Origin of the sequence: Streptococcus sp. SG2 (genome assembly GCF_030439925.1) — a bacterium.
GTDB lineage: Bacteria > Bacillota > Bacilli > Lactobacillales > Streptococcaceae > Streptococcus > Streptococcus gordonii.
The window spans coordinates 73,734-86,915 of sequence record NZ_JAQFJD010000001.1; the positions used below are offsets into that span (position 1 = coordinate 73,734).

The 13,182-nt window shown below is 42.0% G+C and carries 5 protein-coding genes; all 5 read left to right on the forward strand.

All coding sequences use genetic code 11. The features are described from left to right. Positions 1-2: 2 nt before the first annotated feature. The 5 genes from PCY09_RS00360 (at position 3) to addA (ending at position 13,149) form a co-directional block, all read left to right on the forward strand. The gene (locus tag PCY09_RS00360; protein WP_008809355.1) at positions 3-659 is read left to right on the forward strand and encodes a response regulator transcription factor; all 657 of its coding nucleotides are present in this window, start codon (positions 3-5) and stop codon (positions 657-659) included. Continuing rightward, the gene (locus PCY09_RS00365; RefSeq protein ID WP_125397095.1) at positions 656-2,017 is read left to right on the forward strand and encodes a HAMP domain-containing sensor histidine kinase; all 1,362 of its coding nucleotides are present in this window, start codon (positions 656-658) and stop codon (positions 2,015-2,017) included. The genes PCY09_RS00360 and PCY09_RS00365 overlap by 4 nt, the downstream gene beginning before the upstream one ends. A gap of 637 nt (positions 2,018-2,654) precedes the next feature. Then, positions 2,655-5,828 (forward strand): CocE/NonD family hydrolase, encoded by a 3,174-nt coding sequence (locus tag PCY09_RS00370; RefSeq protein WP_125397096.1) that lies wholly within the window; start codon positions 2,655-2,657, stop codon positions 5,826-5,828. Between the two features lie 392 nt (positions 5,829-6,220). Continuing rightward, positions 6,221-9,502, forward strand: coding sequence for an ATP-dependent nuclease subunit B (gene rexB, locus PCY09_RS00375; protein WP_125397097.1), 3,282 nt, complete (start codon positions 6,221-6,223; stop codon positions 9,500-9,502). After that, positions 9,499-13,149 carry a helicase-exonuclease AddAB subunit AddA gene (gene addA, locus PCY09_RS00380; protein WP_125397098.1) on the forward strand — a complete coding sequence of 1,217 codons (3,651 nt, stop codon included), beginning with the start codon at positions 9,499-9,501 and terminating at the stop codon, positions 13,147-13,149. Before rexB ends, addA begins: the two co-directional genes overlap by 4 nt. Positions 13,150-13,182: the final 33 nt, after the last annotated feature.

The following is a 13,182-nucleotide window of genomic DNA, read 5'->3' on the forward strand; positions in this document are numbered from 1 at the left end:
TTATGTATAAGATTTTGGTCGTAGAAGATGATACTACTATTAACCAAGTCATATGTGAATTTTTAAAAGAAAGTAACTACAGTGTTACGCCAGTTTATGATGGCGCAGAGGCTCTACGTCAGTTTGAAGAAGAGACTTTTGATTTAGTCATTTTAGATATGATGTTGCCATCCGTTAGTGGTTTAGATGTCCTCAAGGAAATCCGTAAGACATCGCAGATCCCAGTCATGATTTTAACTGCTCTAGATGATGAATATACCCAGCTAGTGAGTTTTAATCACTTGATTAGCGATTACGTGACTAAGCCTTTTTCACCCCTCATTTTGGTGAAAAGAATAGAAAATATTTTACGTCGGACTGCTGTTTATTCTGAAATTGTCATCGGTGACTTGCGCGTGGTTTTAGAAGATTGTACGATTTTCTGGCAAGGAGAAAAGCTAGCTCTGACCAAGAAGGAGTATGAAATTCTAGAAGTTCTTGCTAAACGTAAGGGCCATTTAGTGACAAGAGACCAGCTTATGAATACCATTTGGGGCTATAGTGAGCTAGATAGTCGTGTCTTGGACAATCATATCAAGAATATTCGCAAGAAAGTTCCTGGAATTCCTTTGTCAACCATTACTGGTATGGGCTATCAATTGGGTGGAGATCAGGCGTGAAGATTGTAAAAAAGAATTTCCTGCTGACCAGTTCGATTATCTTTGTTGTTGTCACAGTAGTGCTTGCTAGTCTCTATTTTGCTATGCCAATCTATTATGAGCAAGTAAAGAGTAGAGAATCTAATCATGAATTTGAACAAGTGACTCAGCAAATGAAGGGAAAGTCGATTGACGAAATGAAATCTCTTCTCACTGATTATAGTCATAAAAATAATCGAATCTGGTTTAATTTGACAGATGCCAAAGATCAGGTCGTTTACCCGACTGTTGAAGTAAGTGAAACGCAAGATTCCTTACAACTAACAATCCTTCCTACCATGGCTGATGGAACAGCTAAGCATAAAAGTATCAGTAAAAAGCTTAAAACATCTGATGGAAAAATCTTGACCCTGCAGGGAGAATATTCTCTGCAGCCCGTCAGTGATGCCAGTCATATTTTGCTCAATCTCTATCCTTTTGTTTTAGTCGTATCCCTTAGCCTAGGAGGACTTTCTGCCTATCTTTACAGCCGGACCTCTAGTCAGCGGATAAAGGATATATCGGCTGCAACTCGTCAGATGACCAGTTTAGCGCCAGATGTTGTTTGTGTAGCTAAAGGAAAAGATGAAATCGCTGAACTCGCTCAGGATATCAATCACCTTTATGCTAACCTAATGACAAGTATGGAAGCGTTGAAAGTGGAAAATGAAAAGGTTGCTGAGAGTGAAAGAGAGAAGGCTGAGTTCCTTCGTATGACTTCCCATGAGCTAAAGACGCCAATAACCAGTATGATGGGAATGATTGACGGTATGATATACGGCGTAGGGGAATTCAAGGATCGAGATACCTACCTTCATAAATGTCGAGAAATTTTAGAAGAGCAGTCCGATCTGGTTCAGTCCATCTTAGCTATCTCTAAAATGGAGATGGGAACAGAGGTGACTGAGGAAGTCTTTTCGTTGAAGCAGGTTCTAGAAGAAAATCTCGGCGCCTACAAACTGATGGCAGACATGAAGCACTATCAGTTCCAAGTGAGTTTAGAAGAGGCTGAAATGAAGGGCAATAAGATCTACTTGGTCAAGGCGATCAAAAATCTCATTGATAATGCATTTAACTACACTGTTCAAAATGGGAAAATCTCAATCCGCCTTGAAGAACACCTCTTGGTCATTGAAAACCAGGCTGAGCGTGTTTTAGATGAGACTCAGATCCAGCAGATCTTTCAACCATTTTACAGGCCGGATTATAGCCGAAACCGGAAAGATGGAGGGACAGGTCTGGGACTCTTTATCGTTCAGCAAATTTTAGATAAGCATCAGTTTGCTTATAAGTTTGAAGCTGTTGATGGTAAATGGATGCGATTTAGCATTTCCTTTTAATTGAAAACTCTTAGACAAGCAGGAATAGACTTTACAATCTAATAAGAACACCACAGAACAATGTGGTGTTCTTATTTTTTTTGATTTTGTGTAAAATAGACAAAGATAGATTGACAGCGCTTACATATAGTGCTAGAATGAAGCTGTAGTTTGCTGAAGAATAATAGTAAGAGGCCCTCAGAAAGCCTCTTTGACTGTAGTTAAATGAGAGTCAATAGGATTTATTTGATTAAGAGGTGTTTTCAGTATAACGTGAGTCTTAGAAAAGTATGATGAGTAGTTTGGCTTGATTTATCAGTAATTTGCTAGTTTATGTTTTGCAGTATCTGATACTAATTGGCCTTTAAAATAGTGTATTACAGTTTAAATTCCTAATTGTTTCTCCTCTTCAATGATCTTGCTTTCTATCTAAGTTTAAGAAATAGAGCAGATATTTCCAATAAGGAGGGGGAGTCATCTTGCCTTTTTAAAAGAGGCGTTTTGTAAAGTGAAAGAGGGGTGGAGCGCTTCAAGCTTTTGAAAGTCCTGAATGTATTTAAAAATTTTTTCGTTATTTGTTTATCAGACGGCAGTGAAGGAAATTGTATTTACTAGCCTTGACTGCTGATTTTGAAAACATTGTATAAGGAGTCATTTTATGAAAAAATCAACCATTGTTTCGATTGTAGCTGCAAGTTTATTGATTAGTCCTCTTGTTTTAGCGCGTCACGTTCAAGCAGATGAAGTTGGCACAAATAGTGTCGAGCCAGTCTTGGCGACCAGTACGGATCAAGAGTCTAGTCCTGATAAATCGGTATCTGAGCATGTAGAATCAAGTGAGAATGCTGAAGTTAATAAGGAAAGCTCTACTGAAGGTGTAGGGCAAAAAGCGGTCGTTGAGGAAGCAATCGATTCCAATCAATCTATAGGTGAGAAGGAAAATCATTTCGATAAAGCAGTCCCTGAGTCTTCAAATGTGTCGGATAAATCAGCTACGGACAAGGGAGCGGTTCCTGAAAAGTCAGGTGCAGATACTGGTAGTGATACTGAAAAGAAAGTTGATTCAAGGATAGAGAACAATGCAACAGCTGTAGATTCGAGTAGAGAGCCAGGAAATGATAGAAGTGCTACTAGAGTGTCTAATCCACCTAAGACGACCTTAGCAGACTTGTCAGAAGTAACTGGTCAAGCAAGGACTGAGGAAGATTCTAAGAAGGAAGCAACAGTTGGCGAAGCTGTTAATCAACTCTTGAAATGGGCATCGACAAAAGAAGGACAAGTCGGTTCAACTGACCAGGATCGGTTAGCCTTTGCTAAGAGTCTAGGAATGATTGACCAAAAGGCGAAAGGATCCGATCCAGTTACAGACCTTGTGACTATGGTTGCTGCAGCGAAAAAACTCCATGCTGCTTATAGAGCAGAGCGCAAGACACCTCTCTTTATGAATGGGAGAGCACAGCCTATTTTCCCATTTACTCGTGGTGATGATCCTGAACATTATTCATATGAGAATAGTGATATTGTTCGTTATGTTGTTTATGTTGAAACGGACTATGATACAGATGGAGATGGGAAACCAGACTTGGTAAAGACTTTCGTCCAAGTTCCGAAAGCTGCTGTAAAAGGGGATTATAAAGCTCCGACAATCTTTGAAGCTAGCCCATACGTTGCAGGTACGACAGAAGAACGTACCCTAGAAGGGCTTGGTCTCAAAGAAGGTGGCAAATTTGACATGGCTAAGCTCTATACCAAGCCAGACAAGAGAAAAGCAGTCAAAGAAATTTCGACAGAAGAGGTTGCAAAAGCGACTAAACCTAAAGATTGGTACTATGTCAATCCACGTGAAAGTTCAGCAGATTACACTCATTATGATTATGAAAACCTGAACTGGTACAATTATTACCTGGTCCGTGGTTATGCGGTTGTAACAAGTAGTGGATTGGGCTCAAAAGGGTCAGATGGAATCAATACAACAGGTTCTGATTTGGAAGTTGCTGCCTACAAGAGTATTATCGAATGGTTGAATGGCAAACGCAAGGCCTATGCAGATAAAACAAGCAATCGGGAGGTCAAGGCGGATTGGTCGAGTGGCAATGTTGCCATGACTGGTTTGTCTTGGGCTGGAACAACAACTTTTGGGGTCGCATCTACTGGTGTAGAAGGTCTTAAAACCATTGTACCGGCAGCGGGAATTGCCAGTTGGTATGATCACTTTAATAGTCAAGGATCTCCACTTGATACGGGAGCTTCAAATGATCTATCTTGGTTGTCTGTTTATACCTCTGGTCGGATTTTAGACAAGGATGACTGGGATAAAATTAAAGACTACTATGCTGCTTATATCACTAAACTAAATGAGCTGCAACACAAGGATGGTCATAATTATAATGAAGAATATGCTAAGCGTGACTATACCCTAAATGCAGCCAATCTAAAAGCTGCTCCCTTGCTGATCCAAGGGCTTAATGATGATAATGTTAAACCAAAACATTTTGAATTAATGCTAGAAGCATATAAGAAGGCAGGTATAGATCCAAAAGTATTGCTGCACCAAGGAAATCACGTTTATCCATCCACTCGCTGGGCAGGAACCACAGTGGCTGGTCAAGCCTTTAACGATTTAATGAATCAATGGTATAGTCATTATTTATTCGGCCTTCAAAATGGCATTGAACATCTTCCACAGGTGACTGCTCAGGACAACCTAGATCCAACCAAGTGGCGTCGATTTGACAAATGGGAAACGGACAATAAAATCACTGCTCGTGCCTATTCCAAGAGAGAGGATGTGACTGTATCTAGTGATTTTTATGGCACGGGTGAAAATTGGACTACGAGAAACCAAGACGCAGCCTTTCATTCATCTGCTGTCAGTGCTTCATATGCGGCTCCAGTTGATCGTGATATTACTATTAAAGGCAATATCCCTCTTCATTTTAGTGCAGCCTTCTTGAAAGGTGATAAGAAGCATGCTCATGTCAGCGCGACTTTGATGGATGTATCTGATGAGGAATTTGATGTTGTAAAAGAAGAAATTACTTATGACAAGAACGGTTATAGTACTCGTACACTCGAAAAGGAAACGGTTGATGAAAAAGGGGACTGGCATGGTAGCAATCTAGACAGCCTTCCAGTGAAAGAATACAAAACGCATAAAGTGAAAAGCGTGGTTATCTCTAGAGGCTGGATGAACTTGGCTAACCCAGATTCAGGTTTTAATTCTGCAAGTTCTAGACATTCAATCGATTTAAAAGAAAATGAGTACCACAACTATACTATGTACTTGCAGCCAAACTTGTATACTGTTAAAAAGGGTCATCGTCTGGTCCTAACCTTACATGCTTTTGATCCAGACTACATTTATTATGCTGATCCATACGAAGTCAAGTTTAAGACAGATTCTATTTCTGCAACGATACCAATTGTAGAAGAAAATCAATCTCTCTTACTTCGTTATCAGCCAAATGAGAAAGATACCGAGTACGCTAAGTTAGCAGACCGTATCCTAGCAATTGCTAAAAAGAACCCTGCAGTAGAAAAGGACAATCAGCAGGACAAGGGAAGTGGTTCTGAACTTAAGCCGGGAGGACAAATGGATCAACAACCACCAGTAGGACGGGACTCTATGGAATTCCGTAAGGAACAAAAGGTTGAAATCGCTAATCTTGAACACAAAGAAAATGATGCTTCTTCAAAAGAAGTAGGTCTTTCAAGAGAAGCAAGACTTCCTGAAACAGGTCAAAAAGCAAATTTTTGGTCAGTCTATGGTATGCTAAGCTTACTTTTAGCCGGCTTATGGAAGGTGATTAGTGGACGTAAAGAAGAGAAATAATGCTATCTCATCATTTTATTTACACTTGGCATTTCCCATCTTGCTTGCTGGATTAAATTCTAAGCCTAAATAGGAAACACCGAACTCTAGAGAATCTTCAGTAGTTTGGAGCAAATCGTTTTTTATAGAAATAAGACTGGTTTTGTAATCTAGCAGATAAATCGCACCCTGAAAGTTAGAAATAATCTAACCTTCGGGGTGTTTTCATTTGAAATATTCTAAGCTGGTTGAAGTTTCTGCTGTTTAAAAAAGTAGGAAAAATAAGTAGATGCAAAACGTCTCATCTAGTTGTTAGGGGATGAAAAAGGATTAGTTGAATGTGTATAGCTAAGAGTCAAATCCCTTCAAAAATGATATAATAAACCTATATTTTCTAGAGGAAAAGGCAGGCTATGAAATTACTTTATACAGATATTCGCCATTCTTTGACCAAGGTTTTAGTGGCTGAGGCTGAGAGTTTGGTGGTGGCTGGTAAGCGAGTCTTTTATATTGCGCCAAATTCGCTTTCTTTTGAGAAGGAGCGGGCGGTTTTGGAGTGCCTGAAGAACAAGGCATCCTTTGCTATTACGGTGACGCGCTTTGCCCAGATGGCTCGGTATTTTGTCCTCAATGATGTCCGGAAAGGGCAGAGTTTGGACGATATTGGTCTGGGAATGCTAATTTATCGGACCTTGACAGAGTTAGATGATGGAGAGCTTAAGGTCTATGGTAGGATTAAGAAGGATCCCCAGTTTATCCAGCAGCTGATGGATCTTTACCATGAACTGCAGACAGCCCAGATGTCCTTTGAGGATTTGGAATTTCTTGAGGAGCCTGAGAAGGGGGAGGATCTGGTCAAGATTTTTACAGCTGTGGCTACGGCTCTAAATAAGGGTGATTTTGATTCATCCTCTCAGATTGCGACTTTTGCCCAGCATATTCTGTCAGGTGATACAGATGAGGAATTGGAGAATCTAGCTCTGGTCATTGATGGCTTTACGCGTTTTTCTGCTGAAGAGGAATACCTGGTCGGTCTCCTACATCGGAAAGGTGTGGAGATTGTTATCGGGACCTATGCTAGCCAAAAAGCCTATCGAGCAGCCTTTCGTGAGGGCAATCTCTATCAGGCCAGCGTGGATTTTCTGAGAAAGCTGGCCGAGGACTATCAGGTCAAGCCTGACTATATCCCTCATGCGGAAGCAGAAGATGCCTTTGGACGGATTTCCAAGATCTTGGAGAGTCGTTATGACTTTTCAGAATCAACGGTGAGTCTGAGTGATCTAGACCGCTCCCAGCTTCAAATCTGGGCTACTATGAATCAGAAAGAAGAGCTGGAGTATGTGGCTAAGTCCATCCGACAGCGGGTTCATGATGGGGCGCGTTATAAGGATATTCGCCTGCTTTTGGGAGATGTGGAAGCCTACCAGCTTCAGCTCAAGACTATTTTTGACCAATATCAGATTCCCTACTATCTGGGTCGGAGTGAGTCGATGGCGCAGCATCCGCTGGTCCAGTTTGTCGAATCTTTGGAGCGGCTAAAACGCTATAATTTCCAACTGGAAGACCTGCTCAATCTCTTAAAGACGGGGCTCTATGGCGATTTGACTCAAGAAGAGCTGGATCATTTTGAGCAATATCTGCGCTTTGCGGACATTAAGGGGGCAGGCAAGCTAGCCAAGGATTTCACGGCCAATAGCCAAGGGAAATTTGACCTAGACTGTCTCAATCATATTCGTCGCCGAGTCATGACTCCGCTGCAAGACTTTTTCAAATCCCGCAGCCAGACGGCATCGGGACTCTTAGCTAAGTTTACGGAGTTCGTACAAGCAGCTCGTTTGTCTGACAATTTGACAGCTCTGCTGCAGGGAGAAAGTCAGCAGGAGCAGGAGCGTCATGAGGAAGTCTGGAAGGCTTTCAGCCATGTCTTAGAGCAGTTTGCTCAGGTTTTTGCAGATAGTAAGGTCAAACTAGACGACTTTCTGGCCTTGGTCCTCTCAGGCATGCTTTTGTCCAACTATCGGACAGTACCGGCGACGGTAGATGTGGTCAAGGTCCAGTCTTATGACCTGATAGAACCTTTAGCCGCTCCTTACGTCTATGCAATCGGACTGACTCAAGAGCGTTTTCCGAAAATCGCGCAAAACAAGAGTTTGCTCAGTGATGAAGATCGGGCTCGGCTCAATGACGCAACGGATTCTCAGGCGGAACTGCAGATTGCTAGCTCAGAAAATCTCAAGAAGAATCGCTACACAGCGCTGTCGCTGATGAATTCTGCTACCAAAGAGCTGGTCTTGTCTGCGCCGGCCTTAGTCAATGAAGTAGAGGACAGCATGTCGACCTATCTATTGGAATTGACTGCAGCACCGCTGTCCTTGCCCATCATTGTCAAAAAGCCTCAGGCTTCCAGTGACGATATTGGTAGCTACCGAGCTCTCTTGTCTCAGATCATCGAGCTTCATCAAGAGGAGATTGACCGAGAGTGGACAGCAGAGGAGAAAACTTTTTGGGCGGTGGCTGTGCGGGTTCTCCGCAAGAAGTTAGCAGCAGAAGGCATCAGTATTCCGCAAATCAGCAAGGAACTGAAAACGGAGTCTCTGCAACCGGAAACTCTGCAAGCTCTTTATCCAAAAGATCAGCCTCTCCGACTTTCAGCCTCTGCTTTAAACGAATACTTCAAAAATCAATATGGCTATTTCATCAAATATATTTTAGGATTACAGGAAGAGTGGACTATTCATCCAGATGCTAGAAGCCACGGAAATTTTCTGCATCGAATTTTTGAGAAAGTACTTCAGGAGAATACTAGTCGAGACTTTGACCAGCGACTAGAAGTGGCAATAGACGAAACCATGCGGGAGACTGAATTTGAAAGTCTATACAATGAATCTAGCGAGAGTCTCTTTACTCGTCAATTGCTACTAGATACTGCTAAGTCAACTGGTCAAGTTCTGGCTCAGTCAGCTGGGATTGAAACGATTGGAGAAGAAACAGTCTTTGGGAACAGTAAAGAGCCTTTCCTTATCTTGGAAGATGGCAGAGCTGTTAGTGTTCGAGGCAAGGTGGATAGAATTGACCGATTGCTAGCTGATGGGAGTATGGGAGTCGTGGACTATAAGTCTAGCGAGACTAAGTTTAGCTATGAAAAATTCTTTAATGGTCTGAATTCTCAGCTTCCGACTTATCTAGAGGCTATCCAGGAACTCCAAGGTCAGCAGGAAGGTAGAGATCTTTTCGGTGCCATGTACTTGCAAATGACAGAGCCTATTGTTGCCCTTAAAGATACCAAAGAGCTAGGAGATGCGGTCAAGGAAGTTGCGAAAACCATGCAGTACAAGGGACTCTTTTTAGCAGATAAGCTGGCCTCTTTGGGTCCTGTTTATGAAAAGAGCAAGGTTAATAGTCTCAGTCAAGAAGAACTGGCTATTTTACTAGCTTATAATGAAATTCTCTATAAAAAAGTAGCTAAAGGCATTCTGGCTGGTCACTTTGAGGTTAATCCCTATACAGAAAATGGCCGGAATATAGCACCTTATGTCGATCAGTTTAAGGCTATTACAGGCTTTGAAGCCAATCGCCACCTAGGCCAAGCCAGACAGTTAGATAAATTAGATTTGAGTAAATTTGAAAAACGTCCAGTTGGTGAGAAACTGCGCCAAGCATGGATAGAAAAGATGAGGGAGGAGTTGAAAAAATGAGGAAGAAGTCTTTTTTAAGCCCAGAAGAAATCAGTCAGCTACAGCATTTTGAAGCCACTTCTAATAAGGAACAAAAACGAACTGCTGAGCAGATTGAGGCTATTTATTCCTCAGGTCAAAACATCCTAGTCTCTGCATCAGCTGGGTCAGGGAAAACCTTTGTCATGGTTCAGAGGATTATTGACCAGATTCTCCGTGGAGTGTCCGTCCAGGAACTCTTCATCTCAACCTTTACCGTAAAAGCGGCTGGAGAACTCAAGGAGCGTCTAGAAAAAGAGTTAAGTAAAGTCCTCAAAGAAAGTCAGGATGAAGAACTTAAACAACACCTAGCCCAGCAGTTAGCGGCTATTGCCACGGCTGATATTGGGACCATGGACTCTTTTACACAAAAGCTTCTCAACAAGTATGGTTATCTCCTGGGCCTGGCCCCAAATTTTCGTATTCTCCAGTCAGCTAGTGAGCAAACTATGCTACAAAATGAAGTCTTTCAGCAGCTTTTTGAACAATATTATACTGGTGATCAGAAGGATATTTTTGAAAAGTTAGTCAAAAATTTCACGGGCAAGAAAAAGAACACCTCTGGTTTTCGCCAGCAAGTTTACGCCATTTACCAGTTTCTCCAATCAACCAGCAATCCTCAGAGATGGTTGCAGGACTTTTTCCTTAAAGGCTATGAAGAGACAGATTTTTCTCGCGAGAGAGACAAAATTTTACAGCAAGTGAAAGGTGCTCTTTTTGACCTTGAAGATTTTTTCCGTTTTCACTTGGATCATGAGGGACGTGAATTTGCGGGAGCTAAATACCAAGAAAATGTGTTGCTTGCGCTAGATAAATTGGGGAGTTTGCAGGAATCGTCCTCTGAGCAGGACTATTTCCGTGTCTTAAAAGACGTGGTTCTTCTATCACGGGCTAGCGGTGGCCGAGCCTTGACCATCACTACTCGCAAGGAAGAATTAAAAGAGCTGGCTGATACCTTTAATCAAGGACGTAAAGAAAGAATCGAGCATTTGCGAGCTCTTGAGTCCAGCATCTATCAATTTGAGTTCCTTGAGAAGTATCAGGATGATAGTCTGCCTCTCTTAGATTTGCTGCGCGATTTCATGAGTGATTTTACTCGAACTTATCTGGAGCGAAAAAAAACAGAGAATGCTTTTGAGTTTGGGGATATCAGCCATTTTGCGATACAGATTTTAGAGGACTTCCCACAGGTAAGAAGCTTTTATCAGGAGCGTTACCACGAGGTCATGGTCGATGAGTACCAGGATACCAACCATACCCAGGAGCGAATGTTGGAGCTCCTATCTAACGGCCATAATCGATTTATGGTGGGGGATATCAAACAATCCATCTATCGTTTTCGTCAAGCAGATCCCCAGATTTTCAATGATAAGTTTCGGCTTTATCAAGCAGATCCGAGCCAAGGGAAACTGATTGTCCTCAAGGAGAATTTCCGTAGTCATGTAGAGGTACTGGAAGCAACCAATGATGTCTTTAAGAGACTGATGGATGAGCAGGTCGGGGAAATCAACTATGATGAGACCCATTATTTGGTGGCGGGAAATCCGACGAAAGCATCACCTAATCCAAAAAATAGGGCTGAATTCCTCCTTTATGATTCGACGGTAGCAAGCGAGGAACTAAGCGAGGAAAGCATCTCTGCTGGAGAAGTGTCTCTAGTTATCAAGGAAATCATTCGACTGCATGAGGAAGAAGCGGTTGCCTTTAAGGACATTACTCTTTTAACGGCTTCTCGGACTCGAAATGATATAATTTTGGATGAGTTTGCTAAGCACAATATTCCTCTTGTACCAGATGGAGGAGAAGACAATTACCTCCAATCTGTCGAGGTCATGGTCATGCTGGACACTTTGCGAACGATCAATAATCCCTTAAATGACTATGCCTTGACAGCCCTACTCAAATCAGCAATGTTTGACTTTGGAGAAGATGAGCTGGCTCGAATAGCGCTACAGAAAAGTCAGGAAAAATCGCAGGAAAATCTCTATGAGAAGTTAGAAAATGCCTTGACTAATCAAGGATTGCATCCAGACTTAATCTTGCCAGACCTTAAAAAGAAGTTAGTTCTCTTTCAAAAGACGCTCTTATCGTGGAGAACCTTTGCTAAAACTCATTCTTTGTACGATCTGATTTGGAAGATTTATCAAGACCGCTTTTATTATGACTATGTTGGTACCTTGCCCAATGGAGCCCAGCGTCAAGCAAATCTCTATGCCCTCTCACTCAGAGCTAATGACTACGAGAAATCAAGCTTTAAAGGGTTGTCTCGATTCATCAGCATGATTAATAAGATTTTAGAGAACCAGCACGATTTGGCTAGCGTTCCCTATGCTGCACCACAAGATGCGGTTCATCTGATGACAGTCCACAAGAGTAAGGGACTAGAGTTCAAGTATGTCTTTCTGCTTAATATGGACAAAGCCTTTAACCGCCAAGATACCAGTTCTAGCATTATCTTGAGTCGTAAAAATGGGATTGGGATTAAATATATCGCTGATGTAGAGGTTGAATATCCAGAAGAAGTGAAACCGAGATCAATCCGTTTGTCAATGGATACTCTCCCCTTCCAACAAAATTTAGAAGAAATCAAGCTAGCTAGTCTTTCTGAGCAGATGCGCTTGCTTTATGTAGCCATGACACGGGCTGAAACCAAGCTTTACTTGGTTGGAAAAGGCAGTCAAGAAAAACTTGAGAAGCGAAGCTGGGGGCAGGCAGAACTGGGGCTTTTATCGGCTTCCATACGTAGTCAGCTAACTTCTTTCCAAGATTGGATTTATGCTATCCAGGCTGTTTTTTCAGAAGATCAGCTTGCTTTTGATTTGAGATTTGTCAGTGACGAAGATTTGACTGCTGACAAGATTGGCCAGATCCACCATTCAAATCCCTTTGATGCGGATGATTTGACAGACAACCGTCAGTCTGAAGATATCGGCAGGGCTCTGGATATTTTAGAAAGTGTAGATCGACTAAATTGCCAATATCGCTCTGCCATTGAGCTGCCTAGTGTGCGAACACCAAGCCAGATTAAGAAGTTTTATGAGCCAATCATGGACACAGAAGGCCTGGATATCATGGATGAGCGAGTAGCATTTCGGCCTCAGCCTAACTTTGACTTACCTGATTTCGGCAGGAAAGCCAAAGTGACTGGGGCACAAGTCGGTAGTGCTGTTCATGAGCTTATGCAAAGGATTCCTTTAGATCAGAAGCCTGACATGGCAGTTTTAAAATTAAGTCTAAGACAAGTTCAAGCAGAAGAGTCGGTGAAAAAACAGATTGACCTCAACAAGATTGCAAGTTTCTTTGAGAGTCAGCTTGGTGAAATCTTGCTAGCTAACTCAGATAAGTTGCATAGAGAAGCACCGTTTGCCATGCTTAAGAGGGACGAAATCAGTGGTCAGGAATTTGTTCTTCGGGGGATTCTGGATGGCTACTTGCTCTTTGAAGACCGAATTATCCTCTTTGACTACAAGACGGATAAATATAAGGAAGCATCTGAGTTGATAGCTCGCTACCATAGTCAGCTTGACCTATATGCTCAAGCTCTCAGTCGTTCATATGGTATTTCTCGGATTGAAAAATATTTGATTCTGCTGGGAGGTGAACAACTACAGGTTGTTCAGGTGGACTGATTGGTTGGTTGATTTCAGAAAGGAAAAAATTAG

Coding starts and splice junctions, on each gene's coding strand:
- PCY09_RS00360 (WP_008809355.1), top strand. CDS start 3: ATGTATAAGATTTTGGTCGTAGAAGATGATACTACTATTAACCAAGTC.
- PCY09_RS00370 (WP_125397096.1), top strand. CDS start 2,655: ATGAAAAAATCAACCATTGTTTCGATTGTAGCTGCAAGTTTATTGATT.
- rexB (WP_125397097.1), top strand. CDS start 6,221: ATGAAATTACTTTATACAGATATTCGCCATTCTTTGACCAAGGTTTTA.
- addA (WP_125397098.1), top strand. CDS start 9,499: ATGAGGAAGAAGTCTTTTTTAAGCCCAGAAGAAATCAGTCAGCTACAG.